Origin of the sequence: Photorhabdus namnaonensis, assembly GCF_001684335.1 — a bacterium.
GTDB lineage: Bacteria > Pseudomonadota > Gammaproteobacteria > Enterobacterales > Enterobacteriaceae > Photorhabdus > Photorhabdus namnaonensis.
Genome location: NZ_LOIC01000072.1, coordinates 2,737 through 27,786, shown reverse-complemented (window position 1 = coordinate 27,786; position 25,050 = coordinate 2,737). Strand labels below are relative to the sequence as shown.

18 protein-coding genes and 1 pseudogene are annotated in these 25,050 nt (G+C 43.3%); 13 read left to right on the top strand and 6 right to left on the bottom strand.

Annotation, left to right across the window (positions count from 1 at the left end; all coding sequences use genetic code 11):
- Positions 1-7: 7 nt before the first annotated feature.
- The 6 genes from Phpb_RS12575 to flgA all read right to left on the bottom strand — a co-directional run bounded on the left by Phpb_RS12575 (position 8) and on the right by flgA (position 12,862).
- The gene (locus tag Phpb_RS12575; RefSeq protein WP_065390620.1) at positions 8-3,466 is read right to left on the bottom strand and encodes a Tc toxin subunit A; all 3,459 of its coding nucleotides are present in this window, start codon (positions 3,464-3,466) and stop codon (positions 8-10) included.
- A gap of 90 nt (positions 3,467-3,556) precedes the next feature.
- A complete protein-coding gene (locus Phpb_RS12570) occupies positions 3,557-5,245 on the bottom strand; it encodes a glycosyl hydrolase family 18 protein (protein WP_065390619.1) in 1,689 nt (562 codons plus the stop codon).
- A gap of 578 nt (positions 5,246-5,823) precedes the next feature.
- Positions 5,824-10,572, bottom strand: a complete 4,749-nt coding sequence (locus tag Phpb_RS12565; protein WP_065390618.1) for a SpvB/TcaC N-terminal domain-containing protein — start codon at positions 10,570-10,572, stop codon at positions 5,824-5,826.
- 750 nt (positions 10,573-11,322) lie between these two features.
- Entirely contained in the window at positions 11,323-11,763 is a 441-nt protein-coding gene (locus tag Phpb_RS12560) for a flagella synthesis protein FlgN (protein ID WP_065390617.1), read from the bottom strand.
- Between the two features lie 11 nt (positions 11,764-11,774).
- On the bottom strand, positions 11,775-12,077 hold the full coding sequence (flgM, locus tag Phpb_RS12555; RefSeq protein WP_065390616.1) for a flagellar biosynthesis anti-sigma factor FlgM: 303 nt from the start codon (positions 12,075-12,077) through the stop codon (positions 11,775-11,777).
- A 125-nt stretch (positions 12,078-12,202) separates the two neighbouring features.
- Positions 12,203-12,862 (bottom strand): flagellar basal body P-ring formation chaperone FlgA, encoded by a 660-nt coding sequence (flgA, locus tag Phpb_RS12550; RefSeq protein WP_065390615.1) that lies wholly within the window; start codon positions 12,860-12,862, stop codon positions 12,203-12,205.
- Positions 12,863-13,093: 231 nt separating this feature from the next.
- On the opposite strand from flgA, the gene flgB reads away from it, so the two are divergent.
- The 13 genes and pseudogenes from flgB to Phpb_RS12485 all read left to right on the top strand — a co-directional run.
- The gene (gene flgB, locus Phpb_RS12545; RefSeq protein WP_021326489.1) at positions 13,094-13,507 is read left to right on the top strand and encodes a flagellar basal body rod protein FlgB; all 414 of its coding nucleotides are present in this window, start codon (positions 13,094-13,096) and stop codon (positions 13,505-13,507) included.
- A gap of 5 nt (positions 13,508-13,512) precedes the next feature.
- On the top strand, positions 13,513-13,917 hold the full coding sequence (gene flgC / locus Phpb_RS12540; RefSeq protein ID WP_036771447.1) for a flagellar basal body rod protein FlgC: 405 nt from the start codon (positions 13,513-13,515) through the stop codon (positions 13,915-13,917).
- Between the two features lie 12 nt (positions 13,918-13,929).
- Positions 13,930-14,622, top strand: coding sequence for a flagellar hook assembly protein FlgD (flgD, locus tag Phpb_RS12535; protein WP_065390614.1), 693 nt, complete (start codon positions 13,930-13,932; stop codon positions 14,620-14,622).
- A 27-nt stretch (positions 14,623-14,649) separates the two neighbouring features.
- Complete coding sequence (flgE, locus tag Phpb_RS12530) at positions 14,650-15,864, top strand: flagellar hook protein FlgE (RefSeq protein WP_065390613.1); 1,215 nt, start codon at positions 14,650-14,652, stop codon at positions 15,862-15,864.
- An 18-nt stretch (positions 15,865-15,882) separates the two neighbouring features.
- Entirely contained in the window at positions 15,883-16,638 is a 756-nt protein-coding gene (locus Phpb_RS12525) for a flagellar basal body rod protein FlgF (RefSeq protein ID WP_065390612.1), read from the top strand.
- 25 nt (positions 16,639-16,663) lie between these two features.
- Complete coding sequence (gene flgG, locus Phpb_RS12520; RefSeq protein ID WP_065390611.1) at positions 16,664-17,446, top strand: flagellar basal-body rod protein FlgG; 783 nt, start codon at positions 16,664-16,666, stop codon at positions 17,444-17,446.
- A gap of 137 nt (positions 17,447-17,583) precedes the next feature.
- Entirely contained in the window at positions 17,584-18,273 is a 690-nt protein-coding gene (locus Phpb_RS12515; RefSeq protein ID WP_205634783.1) for a flagellar basal body L-ring protein FlgH, read from the top strand.
- Positions 18,274-18,285: 12 nt separating this feature from the next.
- Positions 18,286-19,395, top strand: a complete 1,110-nt coding sequence (locus Phpb_RS12510; RefSeq protein ID WP_065390609.1) for a flagellar basal body P-ring protein FlgI — start codon at positions 18,286-18,288, stop codon at positions 19,393-19,395.
- A complete protein-coding gene (gene flgJ / locus Phpb_RS12505; RefSeq protein WP_065390608.1) occupies positions 19,395-20,336 on the top strand; it encodes a flagellar assembly peptidoglycan hydrolase FlgJ in 942 nt (313 codons plus the stop codon). Before Phpb_RS12510 ends, flgJ begins: the two co-directional genes overlap by 1 nt.
- Before the next feature lie 130 nt (positions 20,337-20,466).
- A complete protein-coding gene (gene flgK, locus Phpb_RS12500) occupies positions 20,467-22,110 on the top strand; it encodes a flagellar hook-associated protein FlgK (protein WP_065390607.1) in 1,644 nt (547 codons plus the stop codon).
- A 74-nt stretch (positions 22,111-22,184) separates the two neighbouring features.
- Positions 22,185-23,150: a flagellar hook-associated protein FlgL gene (flgL, locus tag Phpb_RS12495; protein ID WP_065390606.1), complete on the top strand. Its 966-nt coding sequence runs from the start codon at positions 22,185-22,187 to the stop codon at positions 23,148-23,150.
- A gap of 476 nt (positions 23,151-23,626) precedes the next feature.
- Positions 23,627-23,983 (top strand): contractile injection system protein, VgrG/Pvc8 family, encoded by a 357-nt coding sequence (locus Phpb_RS12490; protein ID WP_065390605.1) that lies wholly within the window; start codon positions 23,627-23,629, stop codon positions 23,981-23,983.
- Between the two features lie 32 nt (positions 23,984-24,015).
- Positions 24,016-25,050 (top strand): annotated as a pseudogene (locus Phpb_RS12485) (hypothetical protein); the annotation flags it as partial.

Sequence of the window (25,050 nt, the reverse complement as noted above, 5' to 3'; positions counted from 1 at the left end):
GGCAAGATCAGGATCGTGTCGCTGCAATGACAGCTTCACCGACAGTCTGAATCTGATCGAATGTGGAAGAAGAGGAGATTGCCGCTGCTTCACGAAGCGGTAAAACGGATAGCTTCGTCTGTTGTGAAAGTGCTTGGAGACGACGCAACCAATCAATCTGCCCCATATTGCAGGCGCGTGCTGGGGTAAATTCTTCGCATGCCTGTTCGACCTCACTGGCGTCCCAGCCTAAAATATCGGCTAACAGCTCTGCGCAATCGAGATTAATATCATCTTCATTACGTTCAACCGACGGATTATTGGCATAAGACAAATATTCTATTAATTCGTCTTCTGTATGTAATGAAGAGGTCAACCAGTTACGATAACGGCTCAATATAAAGACTTCTTTCAATGTCAAGGGGGTACCTTGTTCGGTATCCGCCGCCTTAACAGGAGATAGATCCAGCCATGCCGGTTCGGCCAGGCGCAAGAATAGTAATTTAGATGTCAAGCGCAGTTGCTTAATCAATGCGCCGTTCATTGCCAGATGATATGAAATTTTCAGAAGATCATCGGAAACCTGCCGTGGATAACGGATACGCCTATTGTATTGGCGTGATTGCTGACTCAGCATCTCTAATAATTCCGTTACACTACTGCCAATCCAGCGCAATAACAGAGGAACCACATCGCGGGAAACGCCATACTCTTTGGCGACTGAGGTAGAGACTAAATTATCCTGCGCTGTTTTATATTGCAGAATAATGAGTTTTAGCGCTGTAATTGTCAGTTGTTTGTCCTCTGGAGAGGCATCTAATGCATTAACGATAGGTGTAATGATTTTTTCAAGGTATTCCTCATCACTTTGATCCCAGATAAAAGGAAATGGCGTCACCAGACCTTCTGAGGTGATGAGTTCGTGAAGTTTCGGTATCCAACCACCAGCGTCAATAATATCTGATGCCTGGAAATCTTGTTCCGTTAATTTATTTTCTTGCAGACCGGTAATGATGCCATCAAAAAACGCTGCGCTGCTATCGGTAGCAACAATGGGTAAGCTTTGGTTTTGAGTGAACAGACTCAGCTCTTCTGGAGTCAATTTTGACTGTGATAGCCAGGCTGACATCGCCTCTATAGCGAGAATAATGTCAAGAATATCGATTTCTGTTGTGGATATTCCGTCACTCCCCAACGGACTTAAACGCGGTGTTCCCGCCAGTAGCAAAGGATTAAACTTGCCAATTTTGGCTAGAATATCAACGATGATGATCCCTTGTTCTGCGGTCAATTTAAACAGTCTGGGGATCACAACCAGTCGATACAGTGCGGATATGACGTCCAAAGAGCGTCGGAGGTGTTTTTCTGGCAGTGAGAACGCGGAACTGACCTGTTGAGCTAAGATTTGGAAAGTCGCTGAAGAAATCCCCAAACCAGCACAAATCTGTTTCACCGTTCTGGCATCGTTGCCCCGGCGGGCAGTATAGTCAAATTCGCTATTGTCTAGTGTCATTGGGGTATCAAACAGTTTAGGCTGGTTGAATACCTGATCAAAGAACGGGACATTAGAACTGATATTAAAAGGAGTAATTTGGTAAATAAAAGCGGCGAAGGCTTCAATTTCCAAATGATAGTTATTATTTAAATGACGGAAAAGGCCCAGAGCACGCAGGCTATTGTAGTTGATATTTAACTCTAAATTGTCGGTATTTTCTGCTCGGGCAGATGAAGTGAGTAACAGATCTAATTTATCATGTGGTAGTTTTGTCCAGCGTTGCAGACGTAATAAGCGGTTCAAACGATCAAACCGATATTCTGTCATTGCCACCATGCTACGGGGACGTGTTGTATTAATATTCAGTGCTTCTGGGTGGGCGGAATTCAAATATACTGAACCATATTGATAAGGTGTCGGGAATATTGTATTGCTTTGCCCATTGTCAAATATAGTATTGTTGAACTGAACATTCGGTGACACGATGGGATGATAATCACCGTGGCTAAATGCACGTTCCAACTCTTCGACTGAACCTTTGGTTTGTTCGGAAAAAAACAGTATTTCTTCCAGCTGTTGCCGTTGTTGAGGTGTAATACCATAGTTTTTTAAGAAGAAATCGGGGGCTTCCGGCAGCAATTTATCTTCATCAATATCATCATTCGCAATGGCGAAACGATATGTTAAGGTCAGGATTGATCTCTTCTCTTGCCATTCTTGAACTTCAATTTTGACTTCACCAAAATAAGGGCCGTCAGAAAGATCAAGTCCAGGATTATCTGAGTCATGCCAACTGAGCTCTAATTGGCGCGGGTAGGGAGGAGTATCATCAAATGGAACCAATCGGGCCTTAATACGCTGATAACTAAGTACTGATTTACCGCGTAGATTAATCGTAATGGATTTTTGATCCTGATTAGTACAAGTGACGGTGATAAGTTCGCCGTTATCTGGTGCGGGTTCAATGTCACTGTACGTCAGCTTTTCTGGGCCACTGGCGTTATGTTGCTCCTCCGGCGGCACGATATAGCCATGAGCAGAAAGCACAATGTCTGTGACAGTTTCTGTCGTACTGCCGCTAAGATAAACCGCTTGTAAGCGAGGACGAGTCAGATGGACTTGAGCAAATGGGCTAGGTTGGCTCAACAATGCCATTTGCTCCTTACTCAGCAAGGTACCTGCCAGTAAGATATTATCCTGTTTACTTGGCGCCATCTCGCTAGTAAACCAGGGTAATTGAGTACTTAATGCCTGAATGACCTTAGCCAGAGAGGTTTTCTTCTGCTCTAGTCCCAGTGTAATTTGCAGTGTTGGCAGGCTGAAAGGCAACGTAAAGGGGTAGCGAGTTTCACCTAACACTTGGTTAACCGGTTTACCTGTATCCTCTGTGATATCGATATAGTTTGCCGCGGAATAACTGAGCACTTCATTGACTATTTTTAATGCTGGAAGTTCCTGATAAGTATTGTCTGCGTTCAGCATTAATTCGGCTAAGTCAGGGCGTCGTTGTTCAAGTGTTGTTGCGCCTTCGGTGGAGTCCAACTCGACTTGCCGTGCGAACAGATAGAGTTCAAGTAAGTAACTTATCGGGGAGTTAAGCGCTTCCAGTGCTCCCTCGCGACAGAAGTTATCCCAAGGTTCAGGAAAAAGTTCAGCATAATTGGGCAGTTCAGGTTTTCCCTCTGCAATGCGTTTCAGACGCAACTGCTCACCATCGCGTAACCCTCTCTCCCTTTGCATATGAACAAGCTGGGTGGCAAAACTGAGTGCCCGGTCATAAATTTCGCCTGCGTGACCAGAGAAATGATGTTTATGGCGGCGAATAAAACGAGACTTTCTTACGCGAATAATATCGAAAACAGATTGATAACCAAAGGTACTGAGTTGAGTGATGAAATGATTTTTTGCTTCTGTTGGGATTGTTCTCATTAAAAGTGGCGAAATAGTCTGAGAAGCATTATTACTGGATTGGAGCGTTGTTTTATCGTTCATAACCCACCTTATAAACTGAAATAACGCGTAAATAAGGCTCGACTCAATATTAATATTAAAGAGTCGAGCCAGCTTATATAATCTGGATATTTATTTCTTTCTGGCAATAACCATTTTTCTTTGTTTACGTTTGGTTATAAAGGGGAACTGAGTGCGTCTACGTTGGGAACTTAGCTTTATTTTCCCAATACCATAGAATTTGGACATATTTACCGTCACTGGAGAAATGGGAGTTCCGCCTAATCCTTCACGGGCGGCGTTAACCAATAGCCCGTTATCTGAATCAATTGTCCAGACAAACAACCCTCCCAAACCTTTTTCTTTGACAAACTTTGCTTTCTCATGCACGGTACGCGGAGTTTCTATTGATAAAAATGCGCCATTGTTCTCGTTATAGAGAAAATCTGCATCGGAGACTTTATCGGTATAAAGGGTGAAACTGTTTTTACCCTGTAGATTCTTATCTAAGTAATGACGTAACAGATCTGGAAATTCGGTGACACCTTCGGCAAAGCTACCAAAAGTATTATCTTCGTCAGGGTCAGTATCGTATGGTGTATAGAAGCCTTTCAGCGGAGATACCTGGGTGACGAATGCTTGTTGGGCATTTCGGCTATAAGCGGCGAAACCGCAGAAAATCATTTTTGGATTAACATTCAGTCCTAGAAGATAGTTAACCGCATCCTCCATTGAATTCAGCTCGTTATTTGCGGGGTCACGTTTAAGATTAGTATGATGCATTAAAGTTTCCGCCCACGGAGAGCCAAAGAAATCATAAGACATCACATTGAGTCCCTCAACGCCGGCTTTGATTAGCTCAAGGACATTTGCTTTCTCCATTTTTTTCGGATCAGCATTGAGTGCGATACTGATTTTTATGTGAGGTACTTTCTGCTTAACCGCTTCAATTAATAGGGCATAGTTTGCTGCATCTTCGTCACCATAATCATTGCCTGGAGCACCTTCGACACCGGGATATTCCCAGTCAAGATCAAGGTCAGTAAACATCGGGAAGGTATCAAAGATTTTTTTAAGACTTTCAGCCAGGCTTTCGCGGGATTCAGGTTCTTTGGCGATATGGTGGAATGCCTGACTCATTGTCCAACCACCCAAGCTCAAACCAACTTTGGGGGGCTTGGCGACTTTAGTGAGTTTGACTAATGCGCCTAGAACACCTTGCGCTTTATTTGGATCAAACATTTCCGGCGGATCGCCGGGTACCCAACCTGCAAACCCACAGTTTAGGTAAGCTTGAACATCTGCCCAGGCATCAATGAAGGTCACTTTACCTCGGTGATTAATCAGGTCTTCTGCGTCTTGGGCAATCGCGAAATCTACGGCTCCTTTGTTGATCGAGTCTTTTTCTGATCCTTCATCACCAATAATTCCTGCAAAGCCCACGATAATTTTGTCGTAACGTGGGTAGTTATCATGTTTCAAACGCATGATATCTGTACCACGGCCTCCTATTGTATAATCGACGTTGGTATCTCCGGCAAATTCACCATAGCGGCTGTCATAAATACCCCAGTCAGTAAGGTAGCCAAATACCTGAAAATCAGGGTTAGTTTGGTAGTTATTAAATAGGTTTTTAACCACTCTTCCTGGAGTATAAGAGAGCTGTTTATCTGATGTGGCAGGATCGAACTTATTAGCGGCATAGGTTTTTTCAGCAGCGCCAGCTCCCCATACTTTTTCAGGCTCTTTTAAATCTTTGGTGCCTGGATCTGGGGAAATATATAAATTGCCATCATCTTGGGGGACTTTTTTATCAGCCATACATAATCCTCTATCTAAGTAAGGTTTTTTCAATGGTATGTCTTAGCAGCTAAAATTTCAGGCAGATGCAATAAACAGTAGCTTATGTCTGAAATTAATCAATAATTCTCATGTGAAAAATTAATTATTAGCTTGAAATCAGATATATACATTTTTGTTATATTGTTTAACTGAATAAAAACTTATTCTCCATTGTTGGAATAATAATTTCATCAATAAAAATATTGTAATGATATTAAATAGTGTCATTCTGGAAAAGTTATTTACATATAGATTACAAGTAGATGACTCTTGTTTTTTTATATTAATGGTCGTATTTTTTAATGAAAAAATAATATATTGCGAGTGAAGTGTTCTTTCATTCATTATATTCTATAGCTTAATAAATCCGAGCGACAGTATTACCTGAGTTTTGTACATTAACGTCACTGTTAATATACAGACACGAGGAAAGATTGTGGTGAGACAGCAAGCTTCTTCGCCCAGATTAATTTATTGGCTAAAATAATCATAGGAACAGCCCTGTGTCGCACCACAGCATATTGAATATTGTCAACACTCTCAAGAAATAATATCACCTATTTCATATTATTACGTTGTTCCTCCATTTCTAGTTCTGTGTCATTTTCATCTTCATGCACATTGAACCAGGGGAAGTAAGACGTTCTTCGTAACTTCTGGTTGGCTGTTTCTACTCTGATTTCTCTATCTAAAGCATCATATTCATATTTATCCGCATACTGATTAATACGTAAACTGGCATCGGACATATAATGCCAGTCGTTGAGGAAAAAGGGTTGATATGTACGTTTGACTAATCCTTTATTGTTATATTCAGTTCGTCCACTGACAGCCCAGCGAGGTTCAGATTCGCTTTGTTTTGGTTTATTCTCATCGTCCAAAACTAATTCCCCTGATGGGTCAAGTAAATAAGATAAACCAGGTTCATTGAGCGCCGATGCTTGTAATATGCGGCCGAAACCATCACTAAATCTAACTGTAATACGAATACGTTGTTCACGTTTAGGTCGGGCATAGTTGTCAGCAATAAAGCTAGCTTCATGCACCGGCGTTTGTGAAACCTCTTCCAACACATTGCGCATTATTCCTCCCCATCCATCACTTTGAGCATCCTGTTGCCAACAGGATATAGGAAGAAGAATCTCTCCCTGGACACTGATAATTCTTGCTTTAACTAAACGCCACCAGAGTGCTTCACTGGATAAATTCAAATGGGTTTTAGTTTGATGAATATCTTTCTTTTTCAAGCAATCTTTGTTACCAAATAACGAAAGTAAAGCATCTCCGTAGTCATAAATTTTTTGCCTTTCCAACCAGCGATAGGCTTCGGTGCGAACATTTCCAGATGGAGTGATAAATTGGCGGTTAAGTAAATAATCCCATAAATTCTTGGCTACATTTATTGGTTTCTTATCAATAACAATATTTTCAACCTTTTCTTTACTGACATTTCCCATCCAACTAAACCATTCAATGCCACTATATTGGGAAACTATTTGTTCTTTATTTTGCAAAGCGTGTTCAATCATCTCTGCAACATGACCGTCAGGTAAGACAAAATCATTCACTGGATAAAACCCGCTGATGATATAGGAACCATCATCACCCTGTTCTCCTTCTTTCCCATAAAAACTATTAGTAATGATGCGTCCTAATGCATTGAATTTAATTTCGAAAAAATTATTATTTAAATCTATTAATTTCCAAGGTTGCATAAAACGATAATCATATTCAACCGTAGTGATATTTTCGGCAGCGTCACGAGTTTTTATAATGCCACAGATAAATTGATCATATTCATAGTTAATTGCTCCACTGAGTAGACTTTTTTGTTGAGCCAATGGTCGATAGAATTTTAATTCACTCTTTTCTGCATATGTTGTATATGTATTACCTGCAACCCATACTTTTGTTTCAGGTTCTACTCCCTGTACCGGTAAAATACGTTCACTTTGGTGATATCCGGCTGAAATCAGATAATTGTCGCGTTCTGTTTCACTCATAACGTCTTTGAATGCAGATAAACTTTCATCATCAAATTTGGCAATATCGATATGATCAATCAGAGCTAAAACTTCTGGTACATTAGTAGCGTAATGGATTTGGGTTTGTCCGGCAAATTGGCGGGGACGGTTCGCTGATAATATACCTCCTGGCGCCGTCACTGTTTCAAAACTAAATCCTTGCCCTTGTGGAATATCCGCAAGATCCGGTGTCAGATAATTTCGTCTTTCTCCTTGAAGCACACTTAGCCGCCAAATATTTTGTTCATCGAAATGAATAAACTGAAATCGTTCTTCAAGCACATGTAATGTCTGCTGTTGCTCATCGTAGCTATTGTGCCAAACCTCTTCAGGAAATTGGGGAGGATAGGGATTCGTTAGGGGCTTATCCCGGCGTGGATAATTTATGCTTACCTGATGCAATATCGCGCCATATTCTTCCTGCTGTATCATAATCTGTTGAGATATTACGGGATCATTAGTTATTCCTTCATAGTTATAGTTTATTTTTTCTAACTCTACAGGCATAATCACGGGTTCTTTTATTACCTTATTATTACGATTATCATCGTAAACAACGGGTTGTACTAATCTGGCACGTAGGCGAGTAGTTTGTACATTAAACGGCGCAGTGTTATTGATATCCCAAATTTCTTTACGTATCAGCATCCCCTGTAAGCCACGATATAATCCTTTGAGCGTAGCTTCGTCTGGATTTTCTAAAATAATATCTTGCTGTTTCTCTGCATCGTAATAGGTCAATTGTATTGGCGCAGGTGTAAAAGCCTCTTCATCACCAAGCCAGCAATTAATAAGATGATTATCATCACCTTCATAACCAAGATGATACCAGGAATCAATGCGCGTATTTTTATCATCTGGCGAGTCATTCTTACTGAGATCGATTGCTGACTCAGTGATTGATATATAACCAAATCCACGAAATTCTCGCTCACTCTGATCAAACACTCCATGCCGATAAGTATAAGACTGGCTTAATGAATTACCGCTAATTTCATCTTTTACGTATGAATATGCTTGGACATATATCGGCATAGGTAAACGAGATATTGCTTCAGGTGTTTCCTTTTTTTCATCCAACCAATATTGCGCGGAACTACGGTATCCCCATTCGGTATAAGCTCCCATATTATTACTCACAGAAGACAGTAAATAGGATTTAACTGGGGTGAAATCATAGCGCCAATGATGGTAATAACCATCGTCTCCGACAACGCTTAATATTAAACTGGGAACACCTACTCCTCTTATGTCTGCGATCAGTAGCTTACTTAATAGATCTGTATAGCGGAGCCCATCAGGCAGCGGAATAATATGAGGTTCTCCATATGAATTCCCTGCTTGGTTTAGATATAAATAAAGTTTGTCTGAATCAGCATAAATCAGGTCGGTAGTTCCTGAGCCATTAATATCGGCTAAATAGATACGTTCAGGATTAAACGGTATTTCTGGACTAAACCCACTAAGCTTAATAATAGGGCCAAATTGGCCGTTTCCTAAATTTGGACTAAAGCTAACTCCTTCCTCACTAACCTTCATCCAATGTTGTTGACCCGAGCCGGCAACATCACTAAAAGCGACGACACTAGCATGATCGTGTCGCCAATTACCAATAGCGGCTGTTGCGGGTAAAGAGGCATCAACACCTGCCTCAAATCCATTGCCACTATTGAGATAAACGCGAACTGACATAGGGCCTAATAACGCTAAATCACTAAAACCACGATGATTAATATCAACGAAACGAATATCTCTGGAAAAGAATTCGAGCGGCAATGCATTAAAAGGTGTAAATTCTGACCAGCTATGGTTTTGATGAGTAAAGAAGCCTGACAATCCCGGCGATGTGATAATCCAATCAAGTTCAGAATCGTTATTTATATCGGCGAGATAGGAATTTTCTGGCCTTAATCCCGGAATTAACGGTAATGTTTCCCAATCGGAATAGGTGACAGCATCGGGATTATCGGCTGTCACATCACGTATTGGTGAACGGTATTTCCATTCTCCCGCATTAAAATATAAGATCCCGGCAACGCCATCTTTATACAAATCAACTAGTTGAAATTTTTGACCTTTATATACACCTTCAAAATCTGTATCCGGTAAATTAAATGATTGCCAGCCAGTATTATTGTTTGGAGAAAATGGTGTATAACTAAATTCTATAGGAGGAAGAGATTGAGACGACAGCTCTCCATAACCTGTTACCGTTACGCTGCGTAGTGTACTTAATACCGGGTTATCTTCATATTCAAGCCACAGGCGTTTTACTAGCACATTATTTTCACCTAATTGTTCAGGAAAATGATGATACATCAGCACTTGTCTACAAAGGCGATAAGTCCGTAGCTCAAAACCATATTCATAGCGAGAAAAAATATCTGATCTCACTAACCATTGTCCGTTTTCTGGTATATCAAAGGGGGGAACTTCATCGAAATTGGTTCCTCTTTCTCCGTAGTCGAGAACCAAAGTAAAGAGCCATCCCTCCTGAGGTAACACAGATGACGATGCCAGATAAAGGAATTCATGTTGTTCTAAATTGCCATAAGTAATTTTGCTAAGATAACGCTGTGCGTTACGTTTTCTTCCTAATTCCCACTCTGGAAGTGGTTCTGGTAGTCCTTCACCATCTTCAACCAAATAGTGATAGCCAATATGTTCTCCGGTGGGAGATAACGACTCTTCTAATAACCAGATGGCGACTTTGTTTTTATTTTCAGGGTCGGAAATTCGGCCTTTTTCTGTCTTACCTAAACAATGAATTTGCCCGTCTGGAGAATAAATAAGCCAATGGCCTGCGTCTTCTGTATTTAACTGATAATGTTCAAATCGTAAGAAGTTACCTTCCGAGCGTGAACAATAACGAGTGATATTATAGGATATGGGAATTTCATCGTGATTAATAATATCTTTCTTTATTTTTTCTTCTATTGATATTAATAGTTCACCATTAGGGCCAACGAATTGATCAATTTTCCCTGTTTTATCGATTTCCTGGCCATAATTAGGAACCCCTTTTTGTGTTCTTCGGCTGATACGTAATAAAGGGAGCTGCCATCCGACGCCGAATTCACTATTCCCTTGTCCACTACTGTATTGCAAAGACAATGAAGGCGCGTAGCCTCTGCCGGATGAAATGGGTAGTGGTATAGTGAAAGTCGCCATGCCACTGACACCAGCAGAATTTAATTCTGCATCCAGCCCTTTTAGCGCACCGCCTCCTTTTGGTAAGGATAACTCAGTGATAGATATTGTATCGATCGTTTGTTCTGTCATAGTTTTCTCTGCATAGTGTAAATGTTATGAGTAAATAACTTGTTTATTAAAACAAATAGTTATGAACATTGAGTGGAAGTACCACGGGCATTTAGGCAATTATATATTTCATTGAAAATTATAATGTTGTAAATATGTCCTATAGTAATACAGTTAAGTTGATATTGTATTATTTATAATGAATCACGATTGTTGTTTTGCTAATAGTCTATACCCGTTATCTTTCAAGTTGCCTTTTTGTTGGTTGCTCTCACTCACCCCAGTCACATCGTTATCTATGCTCCCGGGGATTCGCTCCCTTGCCGTTGCGATGTATCTTGAAATCTATAGGGTATATATTCTCAAAGCGTAGACGATAAATTATAAAAACACCTATGAGGTCACTTATAAAAATATCGATGAAACGGCTCATAATTTAAGTGTATGGTATTAAGGGATTGTTTTATTTATAATTGATTTGCCAAATTAAAAACATTAAATATTAGCAGTCTAATTTGATATTATTGCAAATGTAGGTGCTTCTACATATTTCATAAATTTCATAGTTTTTATTATGAATATTTTTTGCTTATATTATTTTCACCAAAGTATTACCTTGTGGGAGGCGTTGAGTTGTCAATGTGGTAGGAAATTAATTGTCGGTAGCAGAAAATAACCGGGAGGTGGGATGAAAGTAGGGAACTATCAACAATAAAGGGAGTTATCAACAATAAAAAGCAGCACTACCGCAATGGGCGGTAATGCGCTGAATTAAACTTGAGCTCTATGGCCGGAAAGCGCGGAGTGACGGGCAGCTTGGCCGTCTGAGCCATAAAGAGAAGGGCTATGGCGGCTTTTTAGAAAAGCGATAGCTTGGCTATTTAGTTCAAGATGTTGGGTTAATAGCAGGCCGTTATGGGTATTTAAATCACGAACCTGAGTAACCGCTTTGCCGATCTGTTGCCATAATGTGGCAAGCAAAGGTTGCTTATCATAGGGCGCAATGATGTTTAATGCTTTGCTCAAATTAAGACGTTGCTGTTCTGAATGGCTAAGCGCAGATAACAAAAAATTTTTTCGTTCTGTCATCTGGTGCAAATCTCGTGCTTCAATAAAACCCTCGCACAAAATACGCTGTTCTTCCGCCATAGTTTGGGTCAGCGAGGTCAAATAGGTCACTTGCTGTTCGAGTAATTGTTGTAGTTCTTCCATAGCGGGTTCAATTATTTCTTATCGTACTGAAAGTTTTCGGCGGCTTCTTTGAGCAAAGCATCTGCGATTTTACCGCTGTTCATTTTTAAGGTTCCTTGAGCAATCGCTTCTTTCAGCTTTTGTACCTTTTGGATATTGATATCCTGACTGCTTGGTTGAACCAGTTTTGTTTGTGCTTCGCTCAGTTTTACTTGTGCATCGCTGCTTTGTAAGGCAACGCCGGAGGTTTTGCGGGTGCCTTGGGCGCTTTCATTAGTGGGGCGCTGTTGAACAGCAGCGATAGCTAATAAGGGGTGAGTGCGTTCGATACTCATAATTATTATCCTTTATGGCCAGGCATAGGTTCACCTATGGATCGGAGCAGGTTACATGCCATTTGCATACCTGCAAATCGTGCTCTGCTGGTTATATCGGCACAATGAAAGAAAACTTTAGTGACTTATAACATGATTTTTACATTGCCGTTTTCTAATGCCTGGCCGGTTATAACATGCCCTGAATTCATTCGAACCCTGACTTTATCAGAAATAGCGGCGTTATTAATAGCTTTCCCTTCGTTCCGTATCTGAAAGCCATTTCCCTGAACAACTACCGCGACACTCTGGCCTGACCGTACAACCCACGGGCGGCGTAACATATTATGCGTTATCGCTTGCCCCGCCGGGATGTTACGTATAGCGATACTGTTTTTTATCTCATTTTTGTTAATAACCAGATCATGCGGGAGTTTTTCCAGCAATCCGCTTCTGACCTGAAAATCTTTCTCTGACAAAATATCATTACGTGCGAGGACACGACGGGTAACCAGATAATTTCCTGTCACACTGACAGCGACTTGAATGAATTTGCGTTGTTGATGGCAGATAACAGGTAAAGAGAGATTTCCCCAGTTTTGACCACTAATAGCGGGTTGAATTTCTGGCCGTTCACATTGGGGCCATTGTTGTTCAGGGGTTTTGATGTTAATAGAAACTTTGTGATGATTATCCCTATGTATCTGTTGGAAATAGTGCTCTATGGCTTGGGGTAAATTATTGCCCCATGCCATCGAAGTGATAAAGAAAAATGCGAACAGCCCGATAATGTTTATAGCTTGCATCTTCTCGCTCTCATTATTTCTGTCGGTCAATACGCCGCTGTTTAGTCGCGTGTAAGTTTACCCGCATTGAATATCGGTCAATGGGATAAATAGCAATCCAATTAGCGTCTATTCATCCGATAGGCTTTTCCTTCTGCGTTTATTCTGTTTACTGCGAATTTCGCGATCGCGAAAAGCGCTATTCGCTATTAAAGGTTCACAACACAGGTCAGTCACATCAGAGGGAGGAATATGCTCGATAAATTAGATGCAGCCTTTCATTTTCAGCAGGAAGCTCTGTCATTGCGATCACGGCGGCAAGAAATATTGTCCGCTAACATCGCTAATGCGGATACGCCCGGTTATCAAGCGCGGGATATTGATTTCGCCACTCAACTGAAAAAAACCATTGCACACGGTCGGGTCACCGGAAACGGGATCGGGCTGACGCTGACATCCGATCGGCATATTCCTATTCAGCCTCAGAAGAGAATGGAGATGGATTTGCTGTATCGGGTGCCTTATCAGGCGGCGATGGATGGCAACACGGTGGATATGGATATGGAACGCGGTAATTTTATGGATAACAGCTTGAAATATCAGGCTGAACTGACTGCGACCAGCTCTCAGGTTAAAAGCATGATGTCTGTCTTACAACAAGGATAAGAGCAATGTCTTTACTCAGTGTTTTTGATATTGCCGGCTCGGCGTTATCAGCGCAATCCCAACGATTAAATGTCAGCGCCAGCAATATGGCAAATGCCGATAGTGTCGCGGGGCCTGATGGTCAGCCATATCGGGCTAAACAGGTGGTTTTCCGTGTTGCCGCACCGGCAGGGCAGGAAACCGGGGGAGTACGGGTCAGTGAAATTGTGGATGATCCCACTCCTTTCCGCCTTGAGTATCAACCGGGACACCCGTTGGCCGATGAGAAGGGTTATGTGCGGATGCCGAACGTTGATGTGGTCGGAGAGATGATTAACACCATTTCCGCTTCCCGTAGTTATCAAGCCAACGTTGAAGTGCTTAATACAACTAAATCGATAATGTTGAAAACATTAACGTTAGGCCAATAACAGGAGCGGCTCATGGCTATTACCGGTTCAGTAAATGGATCTCTGGATAACATGATTGCTGGGGAGTCAGCGTCGACTAGCAAGAAAAAGAATAGTGAAGAGCTAAATAGCAACTTCATGAAATTGCTGGTCGCGCAAATGAAAAATCAAGACCCAACTAACCCGATGAAGAACAATGAGCTGACCTCCCATTTGGCGCAGATTAACACACTAGCGGGGATCGAAAAGCTGAATACCACACTGGGGTCTATTGTCGGTCAGATAAATAATAATCAGCCTGTACAGGCGTCGGCTCTGATTGGACGAGGCGTGATGATCCCTGGGGATACCATTCTGGTGGGTTCAAATAAAGAAAATGGGAGCGTCAGTACGACACCATTTGGTATTGAGCTGGCAAGACCGGCGGATAGTGTGAAAGTCACCATTATTGATAAGCAAGGCGGGGTTGTACGCCAAATTGATATCGGTGCGTTGGAAGCGGGTGTTCATAATTTCACTTGGGATGGCACAAAAGAAGATGGCGCTATAGCGGAAGATGGCGCTTATAGAATCACCATTGCGGCCAGCTATCAAGGTGAGCAGAGAGTGTTTCAGCCGCTGAGGTTCGCGACGGTGAATGGTGTAACTCGTGACGCGGATGGCGCTAAGTTAGATTTAGGACGGATTGGCGCCGTCACTATGGATCAGATACGTCAGATTCTTTAACAAGTAAGAATTTTAACGGAGAGTAGTATGGCTTTTTCACAAGCAGTAAGTGGTTTGAATGCCGCGGCGGGTAATTTAGATGTTATTGGTAATAATATCGCCAACGCGGCGACATATGGCTTTAAATCCAGCACGGTTGCTTTTTCTGACATTTTCGCCGGTTCTCAAGTGGGGCTGGGGGTAAAAATATCGGGTGTTAATCAGAATTTTAAAGATGGTACGCCGACGACGACCAATCGCCCACTTGATTTGGCGATCACTCAAAGCGGTTTTTTCCGTATGCAAGGCGGTGATGGTAAGATCTACTATTCCCGTAACGGTCAATTCAAGATGGATGAGAACCGTAATATTATCAACATGCAAGGCATGAAATTGACCGGCTATCCCGCAGCCAGTGTCAATGGCGGCGCACCGGAGATTCAGAAAGGGGCTAACCCGGAGCCGATTACAATACCTCAAGGTATGTTGGCGGCTAAGGCGACAACTAAGGTTACGATGACAACCAACCTTAATTCGATGCATAAAAAACCGACAGACGCTTTCTCGCCAGAAAACAAGGATTCGTATAACTATCCTGCTAGTGTCACCACCTTTGATAGCTTGGGTAACCCACATAATATCAAGGTCTTCTTTGTGAAAACGAACGATAATGAATGGCAGGTTCATGCTCAGGATAGTGCGGTAGAGGGCGCCAAAGCCGCTTCGTTGGGGACGTTGAAATTTGATGGCAACGGTAAACTGATTGGTGACAATAATCAGTTTACATTTAATGTTCCCTCTCTGAATGGTTCTAATGCCGCTGATATCACTATTGATTTTAATGGCAGTAAACAGCAAAAAATTGATGCTGATAGCATATCGACACTCAAGACAGACGGTTATGCCGCAGGTGAATTCAGTGGCTACCGTATTGAGTCAGATGGCAGCGTTGTCGGCACCTATTCCAATAAACAATCCCAGTTATTGGGTCAGATCGTGCTGGCTAACTTTTCTAACCCAGAGGGGATGTCAGCGCAGGGAGACAACGTTTGGGTAGAGACGGGGGCTTCTGGCAACCCTGTTGTTGGTATTGCGGATTCTGGCGGTTTTGGCAAATTGCTCAGTGGTACGCTGGAAGCGTCCAACGTCGATATGAGCCAGGAACTGGTTAATATGATTGTTGCCCAGCGCAACTATCAATCCAGCGCGCAAACCATTAAAACCCAAGATCAGATCCTGCAAACGCTGGTCAGTATGCGCTAATAGTTTCAGGATAGCATTATGGATCATGTCATTTATACCGCAATGGGCGGCGCTCGTCAGACACTAGAGCATCAGGCAGTGACGGCAAATAATCTGGCGAATGCATCGACGCCGGGTTTTAAGGCGCAACTGGCTGCTTTGCGGGCGGTACCTGTTGAAGGGGCCGCCTTTAACACCCGAACTTTGGTTGTGGCTTCAACGCCCGGTTCTGACAATCGTCAGGGGCCGATGAACTATACCTCTCGTCCGTTGGATGTGGCGATTGGGCAGGGGGGATATCTGGCGGTTCAGCTTGAAGAGGGTTCTGAGGCTTACACCCGTAACGGCAGCATTCAGATTTCAGCGGAAGGTCAGTTAACCATCCAAGGTAACTTGCTGATGGGGGACAACGGCCCGATCAATATTCCGCCACAGGCTGAGTTAACCTTGGCGACAGATGGTTCTGTATCTGCGCTGATTCCCGGTGATCCGCCAACACAGTTGGGGCAACTTGGCAGATTGAAAATGGTGAAACCGGAGAGCGATCAGCTAATCCGCGGTGATGATGGCCTCTTTCACATGACGGAACAGGCGCGAGCGTTACAGGGTGACGTCTTGCCAGCCAGCGACGAGGTGAAATTAGTGCCCGGTGTGCTTGAAGGCAGTAATGTCAACCCAATGGAAAGTATGGTGAGTATGATTGCCAACGCCCGTCGTTTTGAAATGCAGATGAAAGTCATTCATAGCTCAGATGAAAACGCACAACGTGCAAATCAGCTATTAGCAATGGGTTGATTTAGACACAGAGGATAAAAAACCGATGATCCGATCATTATGGATTGCTAAAACTGGGCTGGATGCCCAGCAAACCAATATGGATGTGATTGCCAACAACCTGGCGAACGTCAGCACCAATGGTTTTAAACGCCAGCGTGCTATTTTTGAAGATCTGCTTTACCAGAACATTCGTCAACCGGGGGCGATGTCATCGGAGCAAACCCGCCTGCCTTCTGGTTTACAGATAGGTACCGGGGTGCGTCCGGTAGCGACAGAGCGTATACATAGTCAGGGAAACTTATCTGAAACTAATAACAGTCACAATGTCGCCATTAGAGGGAAGGGTTTCTTTCAGGTTCAGTTACCTGACGGGACCAGCGCCTATACCCGTGACGGTTCATTTCAGGAAGATCAAAATGGGCAGTTGACAACCGCTAACGGCTTTTTGATATTCCCTACCATTACTATTCCTGATAACGCGACGGACCTCACCATTAGCAGTGATGGTATTGTCAGTGTGAAAGTACAGGGGCAATCGGCGCCTCAGCAAGTTGGTCAATTTACCCTGACAACTTTTATCAATGACAGTGGGTTGGAAAGTATTGGTGAAAACCTTTATGTAGAAACTAGCAGCTCTGGCGTACCGATTGAAAACACACCGGGAATCAATGGCGCAGGGTTGCTCCAGCATAAATATGTCGAAACATCTAACGTCAATATCGCGGAAGAATTGGTCAACATGATTCAGACTCAGCGTGCTTATGAAGTTAACAGTAAGGCGGTATCGACATCTGATCAGATGCTACAAAAACTGACTCAGTTATAACCTAATCGTCAATCAGAACCGCGGGGAAACACTCAGTTTCCCCGTTATTCAGGGATAAATTAAGAGTATCGAAGATGGATACAATGGCTGTTGCCGAGACCAGCGCCGTTTGCCAGTTCCGCCGTTTACGGAAAAATATGGCGAATAAATGGCGTTGCAGTATAGCACTGGCGGTATTGTCACTAACGGGCTGCGCGTATATACCGCAGAAACCCCTGGTTGAAGGGGCAACCACCGCGGCACCTTCTGTGGCAACCGCGCCAGTCCCTAATGGCGCTATTTTTCAAGTAGTACAGCCGATTTATTATGGTTATCAGCCGCTATTTGAAGATCGCAGACCACGAAATATTGGCGACACCTTGACGATTACATTGCAGGAAAATGTCAGCGCCAGTAAGAACTCTTCGGCCAATGCCAGCCGTAATGGGAAAAACACGTTTTCCGCGGCACTGACTCCCCGTTTCCTGAAAGGGTTGATTGGTGGAGATAAAACCGATCTGGATATGGAAGCTGAGAATACTTTTGGTGGGAAAGGCGGCGCTAATGCGAATAACACCTTCAGAGGGACGATTACCGTGACAGTCGATCAATTACTGGCAAATGGCAACTTACATGTGGTCGGTGAAAAGCAGATTGCTATCAATCAGGGAACCGAGTTTATTCGTTTCTCCGGTGTCGTTAATCCACGGACAATTAATGCTAATAACACCGTCAGTTCCAATCAGGTCGCGGATGCCCGCATTGAATATGTAGGAAACGGCTATATTAATGAAGCGCAGAACATGGGGTGGTTACAGCGTTTCTTCCTGAATGTCGCACCATTTTAACAGGGGATGGTTATGATAAAACAATTTGCTGTCAGCCTTCTTCTTGTATTGCTGACTCTGGTGACAACGACGGTATCCGCAGAACGTATCCGTGATCTCACCACGGTTCAAGGAGTACGGGAAAATGCGTTGATTGGTTATGGATTAGTGGTTGGATTGGATGGAACCGGCGACCAGACGACTCAAACGCCATTCACCACTCAAAGCTTAAGCAACATGTTATCCCAATTGGGGATTACTGTTCCTCCGGGAACCAATATGCAGTTAAAAAACGTGGCTGCCGTGATGGTCACCGCGAAATTGCCTCCGTTTGGCCGTGCCGGGCAGAACATTGACGTAGTGGTTTCCTCACTGGGGAACGCTAAAAGCTTACGTGGCGGTACTTTGCTGATGACACCACTAAAAGGTGTCGATAATCAGGTCTATGCTCTGGCGCAAGGTAATATTCTGGTTGGCGGCGCCGGCGCCAGCGCGGGGGGAAGCAGTGTAAAAGTCAATCAGCTTGCGGGTGGTCGGATTAGTAACGGTGCAGTGATTGAACGCGAATTGCCTACGCAATTTGGCGAAAATGGCATACTGAATCTTCAATTAAATAACGAAGACTTCTCACTGGCGCAGCAAATCAGCGATACCATCAATCGTGCTGGGAGAACGGGAACGGCAACGCCGCTGGATGCTCGCACAGTACAATTGCGTATGCCGAGAGATAAAAGTGAGCAGGTTAAATTCCTTTCTCATGTGCAGAATCTGACTCTTCGCGTTGATGTCGGTGATGCCAAAGTGATTATCAACTCTCGCACCGGCTCTGTCGTGATGAACCGCAATGTCATGCTGGATAGCTGCGCGGTTGCTCAAGGGAATCTTTCTGTCATTGTTGATAATCAGGTGGTTGTTAGTCAGCCAAATACACCGTTAGCAGGCGGCAGTACCGTTGTCACCCGTAATCCCGCTGTTGCTGTCCGTGAACAAAATGGCGCGTTGCAGCAGGTTAACGCCAGTGCAAGTTTGAGCCATGTTATTCAAGCATTGAATGCATTGGGTGCGACCCCGAATGATTTAATGTCAATCTTACAGGCAATGGAAAGTGCAGGCTGTCTGCGGGCGAAACTGGAGATCATTTGATGAATGATTTATTAACCCTGCCCGGTGCGGCTTACGATGTCCAGTCGGTTAACACATTAAAATCCAATCTGGCGAAAGATCCACAACAGGGGCTACGGCAAGTAGCCCAACAAATGGAAGGGCTCTTTGTTCAGATGATGCTGAAAAGCATGCGCTCGGCTCTGCCTAAAGATGGCATGTTGAGCAGTGAACAGACCCGCCTCTACACTTCGATATACGATCAGCAAATCGCGCAGAACTTGGCTCAGAAGGGGCTAGGTTTTGCCGATATGATGCTCAAGCAACTTTCTGGCGCTAAAACCGCCCCTGGCGAAATAGCGGGTAAAATACCCATGACGCTGGATAACGAAGTTTTGCAGACTTTGCCGAGGCAGGCGCTTGAGCAATTTATCCGTCGAACGGTACCAAAACCCGAGACGACGCCTAAACCGCTGCCGCTGAACAGTACGAATTTCGTATCCACGCTCTCGACCCCTGCCCGGATAGCCAGCCAACGCAGCGGTATTCCTCATTTGCTGATTATTGCTCAGGCCGCATTAGAGTCTGGTTGGGGGCAAAGAGAGATTCTGACCGCTGATGGCAAGCCAAGTCATAATCTGTTTGGTATTAAAGCGGGTAAAGGTTGGAAAGGGCCGGTAACCAATATCCTGACCACAGAATATATCAACGGCGAGCCTCAGAAAATGAAGGATAACTTCCGTGTTTATGGCTCTTATGTGGAAGCGATTGAGGATTACGTCAGATTACTGACAGAAAGTCCTCGTTACGCCAACGTTGCCCGCTCTGTTACCCCGGAGCAAGGGGCTTATTCCTTACAACAGGCAGGTTATGCGACCGATCCCGGATATGCGAAAAAACTGGTCTCAGTTATTCAACAGCTAAAAGATGCCGGAGAAAAGGCGGTGAAAGCCTATACCTACGATTTGAGTAAACTATTCTGATCGCTATTTTGCTCAAGTTTTATTGAGTTCAGCCGATAAATTAAAGCAGTTCAGACTTTGTTTTTAGTTATCTGAAAGATTGTTTGCCGCCGTTAGCGGAGACATAAATAAAACGTAAAAGGATCTTCTGATGTCCAACAGTCTTATTAATACCGCGATGAGTGGCCTTCAAGCGTTTCAAATTGCTCTGGGAACCGTGAGTAATAACCTCGCAAATTCCAAAGTTCCTGGTTATAACCGGCAATCGACAGTTGTCAATCAAAACGGCGGCACGATGACGTCCGTTGGCTTTATCGGAAATGGTGTTACTGTTACCAGTATTAACCGTCAATATAACGAATTTATTAATCAACAATTGTCTGCGGCTCAGGCGAAACAAGGCGCGTTAACCACTTATTCTCAGCAAATTTCCCAGATTGATAATTTGCTGGCAGACAAAGCGAATAACCTGTCCAACACCATTGATGACTTCTTTACCAGTTTACAAAATGTCGTCAGTAACGCGGAAGATGATGCAGCCAGAACGACAACGATTGGTAAATCAAAGGGGCTGGTAAACCAGTTGCAAAGTGCGGATGCCTTCCTGCGTAAAATGGAAAATAACATTAATCGGGGAATAGCTAATTCGGCTGAATCTATTAATAACTATGCGCAGCAAATTGCTAAACTCAATGGTGAAATTACCCGTATGAGAGGCGGCGGTAGTGCTGAGCCGAATGCATTATTGGATCAGCGTGATCAATTGGTCAATGAACTGAATAAGCTGGTTGGCGTGAGTGTGACTCAGCAGGATAGCGATTCTTACAATGTCACTTTTGCAGGAGGATTGACACTGGTTCAGGGAACAACCGCTTACCGAGTAGAAGCGATTTCATCCAACGCGGATAGCAGTCGCATTACATTAGGTTATGATCGTGGTTTTGGTGATGTTGTTGAAATTGATGAAAAATTCATTGATAAAGGGCAATTAAGCGGCACATTACGGGCGCGTAGTGAAGTGCTGGATAATTCCCGTAATCAGTTAAACCAATTAGCGTTGGTATTGGGCGATCAATTTAATCAGGTTCACCGTGCTGGTTTTGATTTAAAAGGCAAACCGGGTGAAGATTTCTTCACATTTAATAACCCAGATGTGGTTGCCAATAGTAGAAATAAAGGTTCTGCTGATTTTAAAGTGGAATATACAGATACCTCAGCGGTAAAAGCCAGTGATTACCATATTAGCTACGATGGGGCTAATTGGAAAATTCAGCGTGCCTCTGATAAGGCGGATATTGCTGCCAAAGTAACAGGTAATACACTGGAATTTGATGGATTAAAAGTTGAAATTGACCCAACCAATGCAAAAGAGCATGACCGATATACACTGAAAGCGGTCAACGGTGTTATTGGCAGTATGGCGGTAAATATTAAAGATGCGTCGCAATTGGCGGCTGCCGGTACTAAAGATGGTGGGGCGAGTGATAACGTCAATGCCAAAAAACTCATTGAGTTGCAGAATAAAAAATTGGTAGAGGGGAAAGCATCATTTTCTGGCGCTTATGCTTCGATGGTCAGCACCATTGGTAACCAAACCAGCACGGCGAATATTGAGTTAGAAACTCAGAATAATATTACTAAACAACTTTACGCTAATCAGCAGTCGGTTTCCGGCGTCAACATCGATGAAGAATATGGCGCGTTGCAAAGTTTTCAACAATATTATCTGGCTAATGCTCAAGTTATCCAGACTGCCACAACGTTATTTAATGCCATTTTGGATCTCCGTCGCTAATAAACGTGCCATTTAATAAAAAATAGCCTGAGATATCTTAGGCATTTAGCTGAATATTTAAAAGGAATGAAATTGTGCGCGTAAGTACCAATATATTGTACGACCAGAAAATGACGAGTATTACGACTGCTCAGTCGAAATGGATGCAGCAGGGAGCACAGTTATCCAGTGGTCAGCGGGTGATAAATCCATCCGATGATCCGATGGCGGCCTCTCAGGGGGTCATGGTCGCTCAAGCTGAATCTCAGAACCAGCAATATATAACGGCTCGTTCGTTTGCTAAGAACGCGATTTCCATGCAATTGAGTGTGGTATCCAAAGCTGTCGGGGTGGTTCAAAATATTCATGAAAGTTTGGTAGCCACAGTAAATGGTGTATTGAGTGATGAAGATCGTAACTCGTTGGCTATTCAACTGACAGGATTTAAAGAACAACTGGTGAATTTGGGCAACACCACCGATGGTAATGGTCGCTATATTTTTGCCGGCTATAAAACGGATGCGAAACCTTTTGATGAGAGTACAAGCGGTACAGTTAGCTATCGAGGCGGCTCTGAGGAAATGACGCAGAAAGTGGATAACAACCGCTCTATGATTATTGGACATACCGGAGAGCAAGTTTTTCTCTCGTCTACCAGCAATCCGATCAAAGAGCCGGATGGCAGCCCGAGTGAATCTGATATATTTAAAACCATAGACATGGCGATTCAGTCATTGAAAACACCATTTGTCGAAGCAGATCAAAAGAGTCGTGATGATGCGCTGGAATTGTTGAATAAGGCTAACCGCGGCGCCCGCAATGCGTTGAATAATATCTCTTCGGTGGAATCGGTATTGGGTTTACAACTGAGAGAAATAGAAGACTTAGATAGTTTGGGGGCGGAACGCAGCCTGGCGAATAAAAGCCGTTTGAGTCAACTGGTTGACGTAGAATGGAACTCAGCGATTTCGAATTATTATCAACAACAAGCCGTACTTCAAGCATCGTATAAGACATTTACCGATATGAAAGGCATGTCGTTGTTTGAAATATTTCGTTAATTTAATTTTCATTTTTACTTTAATCGCTGGTTTTCAGGCCAGCGATTTTCTCAATTAAATATCCTGCATAATTATTTATTATTTAAATAATCCTGCTCTCTGCTTTCCTTTTATCAATATTTTTATTACTGATTTAGGCCAGCAATTTTGGTTAATAAAATCATTATAATTCATTTTAACGTAACCCATTCAATATATTGAAGTTTTCTGCTAAAACCCCTCATTCACATTGGAATAAAATATCGTATTTTCAAAAAAATAAGTTGATTATTTCTTCCATCTGCTACCCTCCCGTTCATATGTTGAACAGGGAAAAGTTTGGTTAATGAATCTGCCGGTGAATATGTTCGGTAATCATTTAAGTAAAAGAGGGTGAAATTATGGTTGTTTTACATGATCTGTTTAATTCCCTGAGCCTCGACCTCACGGGATCAGGAGGAATGTAATGGCAGATTCAGGATTGATTTTTACACTTATTGTCGGCTCTCTTACAGGTCGGGATTGCCAATATTGAGTTGAAGGATCGTACGTTTAAAAATCCACTGTGGGGGGCTGACTATTACTATCACGAACGCCAAATTAACCACCAACGTTCAGATTTGCCCAGTTACACTTACTATGATTTTCCCGGGCGTTTTAAAGATGAGCGTGGCGAGCGCATGAGTCAATTTCGTTTGGAAGCACTCCGCGCAGACACGATGTTTGGTGGTGGGCAAAGTGACTGTTTTGCTCTGGCGCCGGCATGGTTAACCGCGCTCAGAGACCCCCAGTGGCCGGGTTATTATCGGATGGAAACGTTATTAAAAAGCGAATTGGGTTTTATCCCCGATTAGGTAATTAAAAGGTAATTGATAAGGTAATAGATATGGCTGAACAAACTATTTCATCCCGCGCTGGTGTTGCCTGCATGACATGCGACAACCCGGACCCCTGTATTTATAAAATCAGCGTCACTTTTGGTCGGAATACGCAGGTCTGGCCTGAAAAGCCGGTAATTAAGATGAGCCTGATTGATAATGGAAAAGGTCAAAAAGGGACGATACAGATTGAAGGTAAATGTAATAACACGGCTAAACATCATGCGGTGCTGACGGGGGGACAGAAAGAGAAAACGCTAGAATTTAATGCGCCACAGGAGGTGACATTATTTTATAAAGATCAACTGCAAGACGCTGAGATTGAAAGTGACCTGGAAAGTGTCTGGTTTTATTTATCTAATCTTGCCAACCCGACAGATATGTACAGTGAGCCGCGTTATTATAAGTTAATAACTCAAGGTTGCCTGGAGAGTCGACAGTACGCGACGATAGCGGTTTACCCGTCGGTCAGTTTTATGGTTTCGGTTGGATTGAGCTTTGATTTTTCTCATGGAGAACGTTCTGTAAAGGAGCGGCGTGATGAACAGAAAAAAGCGCGTCTGGCGATGGAAAATGTCAAGCCTAAAAATGGCAATAAACTGCGCAGTGGGTGGACAACCCATACGGACCCATTTTATCTGACCCGACAGACGGCCATTAACGTCGAATATGCTTTAACGGTTCAGGATATGGATTACTCGGCGAAGTTTGCGGAAGTGAATAAGGTGAGGAAAACTCTGCCCAATTTAGAGGCTATCAATCGGGTGGAAAAACTGCTGGGTTATACCAAAGAATACCTGGCGCCCGATCCGGATTCAAAAGGCACCCGCAGCTACCAACTGCTTGAGCTCAAAGTGGACCTCATCAATATTGGACTGGCTTATGCTTATGACCGAACCACTTCGATGGATGACCGTACCCATTTTTTGGGTTTCAGCGCCGCGCCTTTTATGGGGATGACGGCAAAACTGGATCTTATCCAAATGGGGGCGGCGTATTGCAAGATAGAGAAGGTGGCAGCCAAATTCAGGAAGGCGCTGGCT